General features: G+C 64.8%; 14 protein-coding genes, 1 pseudogene and 1 riboswitch. Of the genes and pseudogenes, 4 read left to right on the forward strand and 11 right to left on the reverse strand.

Annotation, left to right across the window (positions count from 1 at the left end; genetic code table 11):
• Positions 1-208: 208 nt before the first annotated feature.
• The gene (locus QDT69_RS29615) at positions 209-466 is read right to left on the reverse strand and encodes a hypothetical protein (protein WP_279710005.1); all 258 of its coding nucleotides are present in this window, start codon (positions 464-466) and stop codon (positions 209-211) included.
• A 52-nt stretch (positions 467-518) separates the two neighbouring features.
• On the opposite strand from QDT69_RS29615, the gene QDT69_RS29620 reads away from it, so the two are divergent.
• Positions 519-1,139: a TetR/AcrR family transcriptional regulator gene (locus QDT69_RS29620; RefSeq protein WP_279710018.1), complete on the forward strand. Its 621-nt coding sequence runs from the start codon at positions 519-521 to the stop codon at positions 1,137-1,139.
• On the opposite strand, the gene QDT69_RS29625 is transcribed toward QDT69_RS29620, so the two are convergent.
• The 8 genes and pseudogenes from QDT69_RS29625 to cobS form a co-directional block, all read right to left on the reverse strand.
• Positions 1,140-1,559 carry a hypothetical protein gene (locus tag QDT69_RS29625; protein WP_279710006.1) on the reverse strand — a complete coding sequence of 140 codons (420 nt, stop codon included), beginning with the start codon at positions 1,557-1,559 and terminating at the stop codon, positions 1,140-1,142.
• 304 nt (positions 1,560-1,863) lie between these two features.
• Entirely contained in the window at positions 1,864-2,964 is a 1,101-nt protein-coding gene (locus QDT69_RS29630) for an LLM class flavin-dependent oxidoreductase (RefSeq protein WP_279710007.1), read from the reverse strand.
• Positions 2,965-3,164: 200 nt separating this feature from the next.
• Complete coding sequence (metA, locus tag QDT69_RS29635; protein WP_279710008.1) at positions 3,165-4,088, reverse strand: homoserine O-succinyltransferase; 924 nt, start codon at positions 4,086-4,088, stop codon at positions 3,165-3,167.
• A 38-nt stretch (positions 4,089-4,126) separates the two neighbouring features.
• A riboswitch (SAM-I-IV-variant riboswitch) is annotated at positions 4,127-4,234 on the reverse strand.
• 224 nt (positions 4,235-4,458) lie between these two features.
• Positions 4,459-5,571: an NADH:flavin oxidoreductase/NADH oxidase gene (locus tag QDT69_RS29640; protein ID WP_279710009.1), complete on the reverse strand. Its 1,113-nt coding sequence runs from the start codon at positions 5,569-5,571 to the stop codon at positions 4,459-4,461.
• Between the two features lie 149 nt (positions 5,572-5,720).
• A pseudogene (locus tag QDT69_RS29645) lies at positions 5,721-6,826 on the reverse strand (esterase-like activity of phytase family protein).
• A 3-nt stretch (positions 6,827-6,829) separates the two neighbouring features.
• On the reverse strand, positions 6,830-8,728 hold the full coding sequence (gene cobT / locus QDT69_RS29650) for a cobaltochelatase subunit CobT (protein ID WP_279710010.1): 1,899 nt from the start codon (positions 8,726-8,728) through the stop codon (positions 6,830-6,832).
• Positions 8,725-9,135 (reverse strand): GNAT family N-acetyltransferase, encoded by a 411-nt coding sequence (locus tag QDT69_RS29655; protein ID WP_095731654.1) that lies wholly within the window; start codon positions 9,133-9,135, stop codon positions 8,725-8,727. Before QDT69_RS29655 ends, cobT begins: the two co-directional genes overlap by 4 nt.
• A 3-nt stretch (positions 9,136-9,138) precedes the next feature.
• Complete coding sequence (cobS, locus tag QDT69_RS29660; RefSeq protein WP_279710011.1) at positions 9,139-10,137, reverse strand: cobaltochelatase subunit CobS; 999 nt, start codon at positions 10,135-10,137, stop codon at positions 9,139-9,141.
• 295 nt (positions 10,138-10,432) lie between these two features.
• Here cobS and QDT69_RS29665 point away from each other — a divergent pair, with 295 nt between their 5' ends.
• Entirely contained in the window at positions 10,433-11,095 is a 663-nt protein-coding gene (locus QDT69_RS29665; protein ID WP_279710012.1) for a DedA family protein, read from the forward strand.
• 3 nt (positions 11,096-11,098) lie between these two features.
• Here the strand turns inward: QDT69_RS29665 and QDT69_RS29670 are convergent, their stop codons facing one another.
• Positions 11,099-12,322, reverse strand: a complete 1,224-nt coding sequence (locus QDT69_RS29670; RefSeq protein ID WP_279710013.1) for a citrate synthase family protein — start codon at positions 12,320-12,322, stop codon at positions 11,099-11,101.
• A gap of 76 nt (positions 12,323-12,398) precedes the next feature.
• Here QDT69_RS29670 and QDT69_RS29675 point away from each other — a divergent pair, with 76 nt between their 5' ends.
• Complete coding sequence (locus tag QDT69_RS29675; RefSeq protein ID WP_279710014.1) at positions 12,399-13,493, forward strand: citrate synthase/methylcitrate synthase; 1,095 nt, start codon at positions 12,399-12,401, stop codon at positions 13,491-13,493.
• A gap of 278 nt (positions 13,494-13,771) precedes the next feature.
• Here the strand turns inward: QDT69_RS29675 and QDT69_RS29680 are convergent, their stop codons facing one another.
• Positions 13,772-14,407, reverse strand: coding sequence for a DnaJ domain-containing protein (locus QDT69_RS29680; RefSeq protein ID WP_021082239.1), 636 nt, complete (start codon positions 14,405-14,407; stop codon positions 13,772-13,774).
• 109 nt (positions 14,408-14,516) lie between these two features.
• On the opposite strand from QDT69_RS29680, the gene QDT69_RS29685 reads away from it, so the two are divergent.
• The gene (locus QDT69_RS29685; RefSeq protein WP_028338206.1) at positions 14,517-14,792 is read left to right on the forward strand and encodes a BolA family protein; all 276 of its coding nucleotides are present in this window, start codon (positions 14,517-14,519) and stop codon (positions 14,790-14,792) included.
• The last annotated feature ends 59 nt before the right edge of the window (positions 14,793-14,851 follow it).

Here is a 14,851-nt window from a genome sequence, read left to right on the forward strand (position 1 = left end):
ATGACTGATATCCCGCAGCCTTTAGTCTTTTCCGCAATGGTTCGGTTCGAACCGGCGCACATCCGCAAGCGCCGGGCCGCGGAGACATTGCCCGCCAGAGATGTACGAGACCTTATCCAGACCTTGGGTTGATTGATCTCAAGATCGGGTCGCGGGGACATGGTGAGCGCTTTGTTGAGGTTTCGGCGACAATTGCGGGGTGAGCGCTTCAGGTCAGTTCACTCAGGCCGCCGAACGGCGACCAGCGGCAGTTGCGTGACTTGCAGCGGCCGCCACGCTGTGCCGCCGGGCGCCTGGCGCGCCGATCGGCGCACCGCTGCTCCAGCACGCCTGCGACGTCGCAGGCACGGGCGATCCGCTCGATCGGCTCCATCGCCAGTGAGAGGATGGCGCGGCCAAAGCCCTTCACGAGCTCGATCGCGTCATCGACGAAGGTGGTGGTCAATTGAAGTGCTAGGGTCTGCATGTGAGTGGCCTCCTATGCCAACTTGAGCAACGCTCAAATTAGTAGCTTGAAAATGAACATTGTTCAAGAAGAATCGCGACGGGACCGGAAAAAACTTCAGCGCCGAGCTCTGCTGATCGAGATCGCGCGTCGGCATATCGCAACTAAAGGCTTGAGATCATTGAAGGTTCGCGACGTCGCCGAGGCCACCGGCTGCTCCATCGGCAGCGTCTATAATGAGTTCGGCGACTTCGACGGCCTGATCCTGACCGTGAACCGGGAGACCGTTCAGGCCCTGACCGCGCGACTCAAGGCAGTGCCGGCCGGCGATCCCCTGCGCCAGCTGCACGGGCTCGCGGAGGCCTATCTCGGCTTCGCCACCGAGCACGCCAATCTGCTGCGCTCGCTGTTCGAGCACCGGATGGAGGACGACCGGCCGTTTCCGGAGGATATCCTGGCGATGGTGATGGATGCGTTCGCGCTGATGCATGCGCCGCTGGTGCGGCTATTGCCCGATCGCGATCCCGACGACGTCGCGCTGCTGTCGCGGATGATGTTCTCCGCGGTCCACGGCATCATCTCGCTGGGCCTCGAGGAGCGCATGGTCGCGGTGCCGCCGGAAAAGCTGCGCGAGCGGCTCGCGCAGTTCGTCGACACGCACCTCGCGGGATTGGGCATCACACGAGATGTGTAATCATATCCGGGTGCGCGCGATCGTGCCGGCGACGATCTGCATGGCGACGCCGAGCACCCAACCGGCCATGATCGCCGCGGTCCAGGCGATGTCCGGCTCGCTGCGCAGCACCACGACACCGACCGAGAAGAACGCCACCATGGTCGCGAGGAAGGTGCCGATCGCGCTGAGCAGCTCCGCCGCGTCGATCTTGCGCGTCGAGGCGACATCCTTCGGGTGGAAGAGCTTTGGCGGCGTGTCGATGCCGAGATAGAAGCCGATCGCGCCGCCCAGCATCATGATCAGCAAGAACGCCTGCGAGGTCAGCGCCGACACGCTCGAGCCGACATGGATGGCGACGAACAGGCCGCTTGCGGCGCCCGCCAGGGCAAGGCCGAAGCGCTCCAGGACATGGGCAAATTTTCTGACGCGGCTGCGCATCGCTATGCCTCATCAATGAATTGCGCCGCCAATCAAGCTAGGCCTTTTCGACACGTCGCGAAAGTCGTCACGTCTCAAATGGCCGCGACCTCGTGACGCTTTTGTGCGCCAGTTCACACCTATCGCGGCATGGAATGATTATTGATCGATCAAAGGTAGCAATCGATCCGGCTGCTGCTACGCTGCGTCGTCCGCCTCATGCATTTCAGCGAGCGTCTTTCAATGCCGAGTCCGAAGATCATCGGGCGGGGTCACGACGTGAAATGTGGGGCAGCGTTGCGCTGCCCCACGTGATCTCATCCTCCTACGCCGCGCGGCCGACCGAGGCGTCGAGATGCTTCAGCCGCGGCAGCACTTCCTGCTTCAAGAGCCGCAGCGAATTGTGCCAGGCCTCGGGCTTGTGCTTGTAGTCGAAGCCGAACACCAAGAGCACGCCGAAGCCGCCGACCTCCTGATAGATCTGCTCGATCTTCTCGGTGACGGTCGCAGGCGAGCCGACGATCCAGTTGTTGCGGGCGCAATACTCCACCGTGACATCGCTGTCGGGCACGTCGGGTGATGCCTTCAGATAATCCTTGAAGCCGAAGTGGCCGAGCAGCGGCAGGAAATACTCGCCCATCATCCGGCCCATCATGTCGCCGGTCGACAGCTTCCAGGCCTCCGCGTCGGTGTCGGCGACGAACACCTCACGCACCATCCGCCAATCCTTGCGGCTCGGCTTGCGGCCGGTCCTGGCGGCGCCGGCCTCGACCGAGTCCCAGTGGCTGCCGACATAGGCCGGATTGAGATTGAGGCTCATCGGAATGAAGCCGCGCTCGCCGGCGAGCTTCAGCGTGTCCGAGTTCTTCGACAGGCCGGCGACGCCGATCGGCGGATGCGGCGCTTGCTGAGGCTTGATGTGCGGTTTCAGGAAATCGAACATCGTGTCCGGCTTGGTGACCGTCCAGAACTTGCCTTTATGGGTCCAGGGTGCCGGCTCGGTCCACATCTTCAGGATAATCTCGAGCGCTTCGCGGGTCATGTCGCGGTTCTGGCCGGACATGCCGTCGACATTGAACATCGCCCAGTCGCTCGGCAGACCCGACGCGGCGACGCCGAAGTTCAAGCGGCCGTTCGAGATGTGATCGAGCATCGCAACGCGGTTCGCGAGCTCGGCCGGGTGATGATACGGCAGCAGGAAACCACCGGGGCCGATGCGGATGTTCTTGGTCTGCAGCAGCGCCTGCGCCACCAAGAGATCAGGCGACGGATGCGGCTCCCAGGGCGCGGTGTGGTGCTCGCCGATCCAGGCCTCCTGATAGCCGAGCTCGTCGAGCCAGCGCAGCACCTGCAGGTCCCAATCGTGGCCCTCTTTCAGTCCGCACTCCGGCGGATGCGACGGCATCGCGAAGTATCCGAGTTCCATGGGTTTCCTCTCTTTGTTTCGATGCGTATCTTGCGCACGCGCTCGAAGAGTACCTGTCCTGGCTGCGGCAGAACAATGGTTTTGTCACCTACGGCCGGTCCGGAATCACATGTCGGGCGCCCCCTTCAGCATAGTCGCGATGGGGCTTCGCTCCAGCGCACAGGAAGACCCGGCGTGACGACGTCGTGAAAGGTAACGAGCTAGGACACCACCGGCGAGGCGCGGCCGATCGCGGCGGCATCGAAGGGCGTGGTTTGGTAAATTTCGTTGATCCAGTTGCCGAACAGAAGGTGGGCGTGACTGCGCCAGACGTTCTCCGAGCATCGCGAAGGATCGTCACCGGGGAAATAGTTGGTAGGCAGCTGAGCGTTACCATCGCGAGCATATTCGTCCGCGAGAGTGTCGGCTTCGTATTCGAAATGATTGAAGATATGAAGCGAACGGCGATGCGGATCGTTCACGAGGCAAAGGCCGGTCTCGTCGCTAGCAGCCAGGACGTGCAGGCCGCTGCCTTCCGGAATGTCTGAAATCCTGACCTCCGTCCAGCGCGAGACGGGAACGTCGAACCTGTCTGAAAAACCTCTCAGATACGGCGACGCCGGGATCAGGTTGCGGTGCTGGAAAATCCCGAAGGCCTTGCGGGGAAGTTCGTGCTTCGGCACGGCGTGGAAGTGATGGAGAGCCGCCTGAGCGGCCCAGCAGATGGTCAAGCAGCTGTGGACGTGGGTTTGCGTCCACTCGAAGATCATGCGCAACTCGGGCCAGTAGCGAACCTCTTCGAACGGCAGGCGTTCGACCGGCGCGCCTGTGATGATGAAGCCATCGAAGCGCTCGGCGCTGACTTCGCTCCATGGCCGATAGAAAGCCGCCAGATGGTCGGCGGATGTGTGACGCGCCACATGATCGGTGATCCGTACCAGCGTCAGCTCTATCTGAAGTGGGGTGGCTCCCAGCAAGCGAGCGATTTGCGTCTCGGTGCTGATCTTGTTCGGCATGAGATTGAGCAGCCCAATCCGCAAGGGACGGATGTCCTGCCGTATCGCGTCAGCCTCGCGCATGACCACGACGCCTTCTGCTTCCAGCGTTCCACGAGCAGGGAGGTCGTCGGGGATCTTGATCGGCATGACGCGTCGTTCCTTTCTTTGAGAACGACGCTGGTGGCTGGGGTCCGCTTGGTTGCCGGCTCGGCCACATCCTCCCTGAAGGGAGTGCCACCTTGCCCGGATTGGCAGGTTGGCGTTGGGCGTCGCCCCAACTCTTGATGCAAGCGGACCTCTAGCACGGGGCCATGCCGCAAGGCAATTGTTCCGGTTCAACGCGTTGCGGCAGAGCACTGCCGGCATCGATCGTTTTAGCCTGCCTCGATCCGTGCCCTCGCGTCGAACAGCATCCCGCATCGAAGAGCTGCCGCGAGATCGATCGCGACACCAGTTGCGAACGCGATGACGCCGTCGCGATGTTCGTCACATCGCGGTCCTGGCGGTCGATATATCCCTACCGCGCGCCGAACGTGGTCTTGCCGAACAGCGCTTTCTGGGTCGAGGGCTGCGAGCGCCAATATTGCGGCGGCGCGCTCACCTCGCCGCCGAGCTCGGCGGCGGCGTGCCAGCCCCAGCGCGGGTCGTAGAGCATGCCGCGGGCGAGCGCGACCATGTCGGCCTTCCCTGACGCGACGATCTCCTCCGCCTGCTTCGCTTCGGTGATCAGGCCGACCGCCATCGTGGTGACGCCGGTCGCCTCCTTCACCGCCTGCGCCGCCGGCACCTGATAGCCCGGCCCGAGCGGGATCTTCTGCAGCGCCGAGACGCCACCGGAGGAGACATCCATCCAGTCGACGCCGCGCTTCTTCAGCTCCTTGGTAAACTCGATGGTCTGCGCGACGTCCCAACCACCCTCGACCCAGTCGGTCGCCGACACCCGGACGCCGACTGGCTTGCGGTCCGGAAATACAGCACGCACGGCGTCGAACACTTCGAGCGGAAAACGCATCCGGTTCTCGAGCGAGCCGCCATAGCGGTCGGTGCGCTTGTTGGCGAGCGGCGACAGGAACTGGTGCAGCAAATAGCCGTGCGCGGCGTGCAGCTCGAGCGCGTCGATGCCGAGCCGGTCGGCGCGCTTCGCCGCGGCGACAAAGGCCTCGCGGATGCGCGCCAGGCCCGCGTCATCGAGCGCCACCGGCGCAGCCTCGCCGTCCTTGTGCGGCACAGCTGAAGGTCCAACCGTCTGCCAGCCGCCTTCGGCAATTGGGATCAACTGCCCGCCCTCCCAGGGACGCTGGCTCGAGGCCTTGCGGCCGGCATGGGCGAGCTGCATCGCGACCGCCGCCTTGGAGTGCTTGCGCACCGAGGCCAGGATCGGCTTCAGCGCTGCCTCATTGGCATCGCTGTAGAGGCCGAGGCAGCCCGGCGTGATCCGCCCGATATCCTCGACATGGGTGGCCTCGATGCAGAACATCGCGGCGCCCGACAGCGCCAGCGTGTTGATGTGGGTGAAATGCCAATCATTGGCGGAGCCGTCATTGGCCGAATACTGGCACATCGGTGCGACCATGATGCGATTGGCGAGTTTCAGGCCACGCAGTTCGATCGGGGAAAACAGGGTGCTCATGCGGGATATCCGGATCGGGGAAAGGGCGCGCTTAAGATAGAGACCGCGGCTGCGATCACCAACAGGCGGGGACGCCGCGCAGGCCGAGCGCAGATCAGCAATGCGGATACGACGTCCGTTCACCCTCCCCTGGAGGGGGAAGGTGAGCCTCACTCGACCAGCGTGAATTGCAGCAGCAGATTGCGCTGGATCAGGGAGAAATTGTCGTCGGAGATCATGGTCAGCACGGTCTCGCCCTCCGCGGTGACATGGGCATCGATGCCTTCCATGTTGTCGATCTCGTTGCCGAGATCGGCATTGAAGATCGCCGGGCCGTCGACGACGGCGCCGGGCGCCATGTCGGACAGCGCGAGGCGGCGGATGCGGATGCCGACGCCGCCGAGCCAGGAGAATTTCCGCTCCAGGATCAACAGATCGCCCGACGGCAGCAGGACCGCGTCACTGATGTCGAAATTCTCGGTGCGGCGGACGCTGAACTGGCCCGGCGTCTTGCCGCCGACCAGGAAGGCAATCAAATTGCCGCTCGCATCGAGCCCGCGTTCCGACATCGCAATCAGCGTGCCGGCCAGCGCCTGCCCTTGGGCAGATCCTTGGCCATCACTTTGGGCACGAAGACCAGCGCCTCGAGCCCCTTGTTGATGGGCAGCTTGCGCGCCGCCGGCGGCAGCGGCACCACCTCGCCGCGCGAGCGGGTGAAGCCCTTGGAAAAATCGTAGCGCAGCACCTGGTTGACCCGCTCGAGCCCGACATAGGCAATGGAGCCGTCGAGCGCGAGCGATTCAGAATCATACCAGCCGCGGGTCGCGGTGATCGGCCGGCCGTCGGCCCCGAGCAGCGGCGCCGCCTCGACATCGTCGAGCCCGATCATGTCGCGGCCGCGATAGAGGATACGGCCGGTGAACCAGGTGCCCTGGTCGCTGACCGCGATGAAGCGTTCGCCTTTGGGATCGAGCCGCAGCGCCGAGAGGCCGCCAAAGCCGGCGAACGACGAGGTCAGGATCAGGCCGCTGCGGTATTCCAGCGAACCGAACCGCACCCGCGCGCGATCGCGGATGTCGAAGGACGGCAGCGGCCGTGCGTTGACCTCGACCGCGGCGGGTTCATCGACGCGGTGACGGCCCGGCCTGCCCGGCGGTCCCGGCGTCAGCGCCGGCTGGCTCGCGCCCTGTGCCTGCGCGAGATGCGGCAATGCTGCGGCCGACAGCCCCGCCGCCACATCTCTCAGGAAATGGCGGCGGCTAACGGGTGAGCGCATGTCTCACGAGTGGAGGCGGCGTCGGGTGCCCGGTGCGGGCGTCGAGCCGTGGGTCTCGCTGAACAGCTCGGCGAGCTTTTCGGTGATGGCACCGCCAAGCTCTTCGGCATCCACGATGGTGACGGCGCGGCGATAGTAGCGCGTCACGTCGTGACCGATGCCGATCGCGATCAGCTCGACCGGCGAGCGGGTCTCGATCTCCTCGATGATGTGGCGCAGATGCCGCTCGAGATAGTTGCCGGCATTGACCGACAGCGTGGAGTCGTCGACCGGCGCACCGTCGGAGATCATCATCAGAATGCGGCGCTGCTCGGGACGCGCGAGCAGGCGCTTGTGCGCCCAGTCGAGCGCCTCGCCGTCGATGTTCTCCTTCAGGAGACCCTCGCGCATCATCAGGCCGAGATTTTTCCGCGCACGACGCCACGGGGCATCCGCCGACTTGTAGATGATGTGCCTGAGATCGTTGAGGCGGCCGGGATTGGCCGGCTTGCCGGCGGCAAGCCACGCCTCGCGCGACTGTCCGCCCTTCCAGGCGCGGGTGGTGAAGCCGAGGATCTCGACCTTGACGCCGCAACGCTCCAGCGTCCGCGCCAGGATGTCGGCGCAGGTGGCGGCAACCGTGATCGGACGGCCGCGCATCGAGCCGGAGTTATCCAGCAGCAGCGTCACCACGGTGTCGCGGAAGGTCGCCTCCTTCTCGTGCATGAAGGACAGCGGATGATAGGGATCGGTGACGACACGCGACAGCCGCGCCGGATCGAGGATGCCTTCCTCGAGGTCGAAATCCCAGGCGCGGTTCTGCTGTGCCATCAGACGGCGCTGCAGGCGGTTGGCGAGCCGCGCCACGATGCCCTGCAGATGCGCGAGCTGCTTGTCGAGATAGGAGCGCAAGCGCTCGAGCTCGTCGTGGTCGCAGAGGTCCTCGGCCGCGATCACCTCGTCGAACTTCGGCGCAAACGCATGATATTCCGGGCCGCGCGGCTCGTTCTGGCCGCGCGAATTCGGCCGCGTCGCCTCGCCCGGCGTCTCGTCGTCGCCGAGCTCGCCGTCGTCGAACGTGTCTGACGTGGAGGCCTGCGCGCTCTCCATCGCGCTTTCGCTCATCTCGTCCGCGGTGGTCTGGGCCTGATCGGCGCTCATCTCCTGCGCGGCGTCCGAATCGGGCGAGCCCTCTGCGCCGGACTGATCGCTCTCGCCGTCCTGGTTCTCGTCCTGATCCTCGTCGTCGTCGGAATCCATGTTGCGGTCGTCGCCGAGATCGAGCGCCGACAGCAGATCGTGGACGAGATCGCCGAACCTCGTCTGGTCCTCGGTGAAACGGCTGAGCTGGTCGAGCCGCGAGCCGATCTTGTCCTCCAGCGTCGGACGCCAGAGATCGACCATCTTCTTGGCGGCCGCGGGCGGCGCCATGCCGGTGAGACGCTCGCGCACCAGCATCGCCAGCGCATCCGACAGCGGCGCATCGGCGCGGTCGGTGATCTCGTCATACTTGCCGCGGTGGAAATGATCGTCGAGCATCGCGGTGAGGTTCTTGGCGACGCCGGCCATCCGCCGCGAGCCGATCGCCTCGACGCGGGCTTGCTCGACCGCCTCGAACACGCCGCGCGCCTGCGGATTGCCCGGCATCAGCTTGCGATGCACCTTGGGGTCGTGACAGGCGATCTTGAGCGCGATCGAATCGGCGTGGCCGCGCACGATCGCCGCATCGCGCTTGGTCATCTTGCGCGCCGGCTCCGGCAGCCGCGCCTTGCCGGGCGCAAGCCCGGGCCGCTCGGCGGCGAAAGAGATCTCGAGCTCCGGCTTCTTGGCGATCGCCTTCAGGCACGCCGACACCGAGCGCTTGAACGGCTCGGTCGGCGCTTCCTTCGACCCGGGACGGAATTTGATATTGGAGGTTGTCATAGCGATTTCGTAAACCAGTGGCGCGTGACGCCGCCGGGATACCCCTCAATCGAACCGAACTCTTTATATCCATTGGCGCGGTAGAAGCCCGGCGCCTGGAAGCTCATCGTATCCAGATAGGATTGCGTGGCTCCGAAGCGCCGCGCCTCGTCTTCGATCGCCTTGATCAGCTTCGCGCCAAAGCCCTTGTTGCGAAACTTCTGCTCCATCCAGAACAGCTGGATGAACAACACCGCGGTCCAGACCTCGCCGACGATGCCGCCGACGATCTCGTCGCCTTGCCGCAGCGAGATGGCGAAGCGCTTGTACTTCTGCTTCCCCATCTTCTCGTTGTTGTAGCGGAGCAATCCGCCGAGCACCGCCTTCTTCGTCTGTGTGACTGTGCGCTCGACGGAGATTTTCGGCATGGACTAGCTGAGCGCCACGTTGACCGAGGATTCCGGCAGCTCGACGTTAAAGCAGCGCTGGTAGAACTCGGCGACAAGCGGCCGCTCCAGCTCGTCACACTTGTTGAGGAAGGTGACGCGGAACGCGAAGCCGATGTCGTTGAAGATGTCCGCGTTCTCGGCCCAGGTGATCACCGTGCGCGGGCTCATCACCGTCGACAGGTCGCCATTGGCGAACGCGTTGCGGGTGAGATCCGCCAGCCGCACCATCTTGTTAACGATGTCGCGGCCTTCCTGCGTGCGGTAGTGGCGCGCCTTGGCCAGCACGATCTCGACTTCCTCGTCATGGGCGAGGTAGTTCAGCGTGGTGACGATCGACCAGCGGTCCATCTGGCCCTGGTTGATCTGCTGGGTGCCGTGATAGAGGCCCGAGGTATCGCCGAGGCCGACCGTGTTCGCGGTCGAGAACAGGCGGAACGCCGGATGCGGCTTGATCACCTTGTTCTGGTCGAGCAGCGTCAGGCGCCCGGAGACTTCCAGCACGCGCTGAATCACGAACATCACGTCCGGACGGCCGGCGTCGTATTCGTCGAACACCAGCGCGATGTTGTGCTGCAGCGCCCAGGGCAGGATGCCGTCACGGAATTCAGTGACCTGCTTGCCTTCCTTGACCACGATGGCATCCTTGCCGACGAGATCGATACGGCTGATGTGGCTGTCGAGGTTGACGCGCACGCAGGGCCAGTTGAGGCGGGCCGCAACCTGCTCGATGTGAGTCGACTTGCCGGTGCCGTGATAGCCGGTGACCATCACACGGCGGTTCTTGGCAAAGCCGGCGAGGATCGCGAGCGTGGTGGCGCGGTCGAAGCGATAGTCGCTGTCGACTTCCGGCACATGCGGATCGACTTCGGAATAGGCGGGAACTTCCAGATCGCTATCGATCCCGAAGACCTGCCGAACCGAAACCTTCATGTCGGGCAAGCCGACGGGTTCTTGCTCTTTGGTCTGGACGGCGGTCGTCATTCATCCTCCGAGGTCCCGGGCATTCCCGAAACCAGATTTAAGGTCATTTGGCTGCGGATGGGGTGCTACGCACAAGCCTAGCAGAGAGCATCGGCCGGCAGAAGCCCACGGGCAAATCAAAGTTCCGTCGTTGTTTCATAAAGATAGGCGCGAAACTCGGTTTTTGGAAGGCTGCTCTGCAAATCCCGCCGTACTTTCGCCGCAGCGCCACGGCGGCCTATCCGGGCCGGGCACTTTTCAACCCGGCGCGGAGTTGTTAGCTCTCGGACCTGTTTCATCGCCACCCAGGGATTCTGTGACTTCATTCCTTGACCCATTGATCGCATTCGTTTCGGCCCATGCCTGGCTCGCTTACCTGACGCTGTTTCTGGCCGCCCTGCTGGAAGCCGTCCCGGTGGTCGGCTCGCTGGTGCCGGGCTCGACCATTATCCTGGCGCTGAGCGCGCTGGTCCCGGGCGGCGAATTGAAGCTCGCGCCGGTGCTCGCCGCGGCGGCCGCCGGCGCCATGCTCGGCGACGGCACTGCCTATCTGATCGGCCACCGCAGCCAGCGCGAGATACTGTCGGCCTGGCCGCTCTCCAACTACCCGCGCGTGGTCGCGCAGAGCGTGGCCTTCTTCAACCGCTGGGGCGTGCTCGCGGTGTTCTTCGCCCGCTTCGTGCCGCCGATTCGCGCCTTCGTGCCGATCACCGCCGGCGCGCTCGACATGCCGCCGGTGCGCTTCTACGCGGTCAACATCCCCGCGATCCTGCTCTGGGCGCCGGCGCACGTGCTGCCCGGGGTGCTCGCCGTCACCGCGCTGCACGACTATGCCGGCCTGCCGCATCATCAACATGTCGGCAAGCATCTATGGATGTTCGCGGTGGCGGGCGGCGCGGTCATCGTGGCGCTGGCGATCTGGACCATCCGCCGCCGCCATGGCGGCGGCCTGATCGAGCCGTCCAAGCCAGCAGAATAAGACCTAAATGCTGTTGGTCGTGCCGGCCCGCCCGGGCGCCGGGCCGACATAGCGCGCACGAGGCCGAATCAATTTGCCGAGCTGAAGCTGCTCGCTGGCATGCGCGATCCAGCCGACGCTGCGCGCCATCGCGAACAGCGCAAGCTCGCTGCCTGCGGGCATCCGCAGCGCATGCACCAGCACCGCCAGTGCGTAATCGATATTGACGAATTCGCCGGTCGCCTCCGCGATTCTGTCCGGCACTTCCCTGGTGAATTTGCGCGGCGCGCCGGCCCGCGTCAGCACCTCGAGCAATGAGATCGCGCGCGGATCGCCCTTCTTGTAGACGCCGTGACCGAAGCCGGCGAAGCGCTCGCCGAGCGCGACCCGCTCGCGCACCACAGGCGCAACGTCATTGTCGATCATCGTCTTGACCAGGCGCGAGGCGAGCACGCCGGCGCCGCCATGCATCGGGCCTTTCAACGCGACGAGACCCGCAATCACGGCGTCGTACAGATTGAGGCCGGTCGATGCCGCGCAGCGCGCGGTGAAGGTGGAGGCATTCAATTCGTGATCGGCGAGCAGCACCAGCGCGCGGCGAATCAGGTCGGGCGCATGCTTGTTGTCGGGCGTCCAGACCCGCGCCACCTGCTCGTGGAGCGGCTCTGCCGACGGCACGGCGTTCAGCATGGTCGCGACCAGCAGCCGCAAGATGCGCCCGCCGACCATCGCGCGGCCATCGGGCGCGCGGGTGAAGGCGCCGGGATCGGCACTCGCCGCCAGCGCCAGCACCGCGACCGTGCGGTCGATCGGCTGGGCGCGCCGCGCGGCCTCGGCGATCGCACGCATTTCATCGGAGACATGCGGGCAATTGTCCGGCGCAAACGGATCGACGCCGGTGACATCCCACAGCAGCGTCGCGGTGTGCTCCAGCGTGTCGCGCTGGGAGAGATCGACGCAGTTGACGCCGCGATAGATCGGACCCTGCTCGGTGATGGTCGAGATCGCCGAATCCATCACCGGCAAATCCGCATCGAAATTGCGGAAGCCGCGCGGCTCCGGTGACGGCACGCGGCGCTCCTTCAGACCCCTGATGTCCTCGGCGCGGTAGCGGTGGCTGCGCGAATCCGGCGACGGCTCGGAGCGGATCAGGCCACGGCTGACATAGGCATAGAGGGTCGCCGGCGAGATCGCGAGCTCGGCGGCGGCCTCCCGGGCGGAGAGGTAAAGCTCGGCGGATTTTTTCATATTGATTTATATAATCAAGATTGATCAACTCGTCGAGAGGCCCGACCTTGAAGAGGTGAAGCAAGGAGATCGGGCCATGAACATGATTCTCACCAAGAGCCAGATCGGTCTGGACGGCGTTCCCGCCGCCGAGACCGTGTTGAGCCATGTCGACGGCGAGCGCGGCGAACTCATCATCGCCGGCGAGCACGTCGCCAACCTCGCCGGCAAGTCGAGCTTCGAGGGCGTCACGGCGCGGCTGTGGAACGGCGCCACCGGCAAGACGCTGAGCGAAGCCAACGTCCGCGCCAGCCTCGGCGCTGCCCGCGAACGCGCCTTCGCACGGCTGGCCGACCTGCTGCCGGCAACGCGCGGCATGTCGATCGTCGACGGCTTCCGGGCCGCGATCGCAGGCCTGCGCGGCGAGAACGGGCTGGAACACGAGGCGACCATTGTCGGCGCCTTCCCGGTGATCGCCGGCGCCCTGGTGCAGCAAGCCAAGGGACAGGCGCCGATCGCGCCGGACCCGAATGTCAGCCACGCCGCCGACACGCTGCATATGCTGCTGGGCCGCAGGGCTGCGCCGCGCGAGGTCGCCGCGCTCGACGCCTATCTCGTCACGGTCTGCGACCACGGCATGAACGCGTCGACCTTCACCACGCGGGTGATCGCCTCGACCCAAGCCGATTTGTTCGCGGCCATCACCGGTGGCTATTGCGCATTGACCGGTCCGCTGCATGGCGGCGCGCCCGAGCCGGTGCTCGAGATGCTGGATGCGATCGGCACCCGCGAGCGGATCAGGCCCTGGGTCGACGGCGCGCTGGCGCATGGCGAACGGCTGATGGGCTTCGGCCACCGCGTCTATCGGGTGCGCGACCCGCGCGCCGACGTGCTGAAGGTCGCGATCGAGCGCCTGGAGGCCAGTGGCGCCGACCTGCCGTTTGCCGGCGAGGTCGAAGCCTATATCCGCGAGGCGTTGCGGAAGAAGAATCCGGAGCGGCCGCTCGAGACCAATGTCGAGTTCTTCACCGCGATCCTGCTCGATGGGCTCAAGATCCCGCGGCAGGCGTTCACGCCGATCTTCGCCGTGGCCCGCGCCGCCGGCTGGACCGCGCACGCGCTGGAGCAGCGCCGCACCGGGCGGCTGATCCGGCCGAGTTCTTCGTATGTCGGCGCAGCGCCGAAGGGTTGAGAGCTAACCGCGAACCGTAGCCCGGATGGAGCGCAGCGAAATCCGGGGAACGGTGTGACCGCGGTCAGAGGGGTCCCGGATTACGCTTCGCTTCATCCGGGCTACAAAATTGCGCCGTTGGACGACGGCGGAGCCACGCTCTCCGCTGTCGTCCCTGCGAACGCAGGGACCCATACGCCGCAGCCCATCAATAGGGCCGTCGGTCAGACACCTTGTGCAGACAATAGCAGACGGAGGTTATGGGCCCCTGCGTTCGCAAGGGCGACGAGAGCGAGAGCTCAGGCCTCGCGCACCACGGTCTTCAGATAATTATACGCCTTGATGATCTCGATCAGGCGATCTTCGGTGGAGCGGTCGCCACCATTGGCGTCGGGATGGTGCTGCTTCACCAGCGCCTTGTACTTCGACTTGACGTCTTCCAGCGTCGCCCCGGCGCCTAGGCCCATCACCAGCAGCGCCTTGCGCTCGGCGTTCATGACCTTGCGGGTCTCGGGCTTGGGCTCCGCGCCGCCCGGCCCGGGGCGCCAGCGGCCGCGGCCATTGAGCTCGGAGAACACGTGGAACGGATCGGAGGCGGCATCGAGACCGCTCTCCTTCTTGCCGTTGTTGGCACCCATCTTCCAGGTCGGACGATGGCCGGTCAGCGCGTCCTTCTGGTAGCGCGCGACGTCGTCAGGATTCATGCCCTGGAAGAAATTGTAGGACTGGTTGTACTCGCGGACGTGATCGAGACAGAAGTGCCAATACTCGCGCGAATTCTCGCGGCCCTTCGGGGCGCGGTGCGCGCCCTTGTTCTGGCAACCCGCCCACTCGCAGGTCACGGCCTGCTCGCCGGCCTGCGCCTGGCGCTTCGCACTCACCTTGGTCGGCTTGATGCGAATGGAGTCGAAGAATTTTGATGAATCGATCGGCATGATCTCTTTGACTACGCAATGCACAAATCTTCAAGTCTTGACATTGCGCAGACCTCGTTTCCCGCTTGTACCATTGACGAAAAGCCGCCGCGAAACTAACTCCGCCGCCATGAGCACCAAAGACGCTATCATAAACAAGTTGCGTGAAGCTTTCTTGCCCGAAAGCCTCGACGTGGTCGATGAGTCACATCTGCATGAGGGCCACGCCGGCCACAGGCCAGGCGGGGAGACACATTTCAGGGTATATATTGTGTCTCCGGCCTTCGAAGGGAAGAGCCGGATCGAACGCCATCGCATGATAAATGCGACGCTGGCGCAGGAACTCGCCGGCTCGGTGCATGCGCTGGCGATCCACGCACACGGCCCCGGGGAAAAGCCGCGCTAGCTGTGGTCTGTCAGGAGGTTGTCCATCTGGTCTGAACCGAGGAAGCTGAGGTTGCGAAG

The organism is Bradyrhizobium sp. CER78 (assembly GCF_029846235.1).
Lineage (GTDB): Bacteria > Pseudomonadota > Alphaproteobacteria > Rhizobiales > Xanthobacteraceae > Bradyrhizobium.

Bases quoted from the DNA above. Each gene is read 5' to 3' on its own strand.
- cobT (WP_279710010.1), bottom strand. From the start codon at position 8,728: ATGACAACCTCCAATATCAAATTCCGTCCCGGGTCGAAGGAAGCGCCG.
- QDT69_RS29630 (WP_279710007.1), bottom strand. From the start codon at position 2,964: ATGGAACTCGGATACTTCGCGATGCCGTCGCATCCGCCGGAGTGCGGA.
- cobS (WP_279710011.1), bottom strand. From the start codon at position 10,137: ATGACGACCGCCGTCCAGACCAAAGAGCAAGAACCCGTCGGCTTGCCC.
- QDT69_RS29685 (WP_028338206.1), top strand. From the start codon at position 14,517: ATGAGCACCAAAGACGCTATCATAAACAAGTTGCGTGAAGCTTTCTTG.
- QDT69_RS29640 (WP_279710009.1), bottom strand. From the start codon at position 5,571: ATGAGCACCCTGTTTTCCCCGATCGAACTGCGTGGCCTGAAACTCGCC.
- QDT69_RS29670 (WP_279710013.1), bottom strand. From the start codon at position 12,322: ATGAAAAAATCCGCCGAGCTTTACCTCTCCGCCCGGGAGGCCGCCGCC.
- metA (WP_279710008.1), bottom strand. From the start codon at position 4,088: ATGCCGATCAAGATCCCCGACGACCTCCCTGCTCGTGGAACGCTGGAA.
- QDT69_RS29625 (WP_279710006.1), bottom strand. From the start codon at position 1,559: ATGCGCAGCCGCGTCAGAAAATTTGCCCATGTCCTGGAGCGCTTCGGC.
- QDT69_RS29675 (WP_279710014.1), top strand. From the start codon at position 12,399: ATGAACATGATTCTCACCAAGAGCCAGATCGGTCTGGACGGCGTTCCC.
- QDT69_RS29680 (WP_021082239.1), bottom strand. From the start codon at position 14,407: ATGCCGATCGATTCATCAAAATTCTTCGACTCCATTCGCATCAAGCCG.
- QDT69_RS29620 (WP_279710018.1), top strand. From the start codon at position 519: ATGAACATTGTTCAAGAAGAATCGCGACGGGACCGGAAAAAACTTCAG.
- QDT69_RS29615 (WP_279710005.1), bottom strand. From the start codon at position 466: ATGCAGACCCTAGCACTTCAATTGACCACCACCTTCGTCGATGACGCG.
- QDT69_RS29655 (WP_095731654.1), bottom strand. From the start codon at position 9,135: ATGCCGAAAATCTCCGTCGAGCGCACAGTCACACAGACGAAGAAGGCG.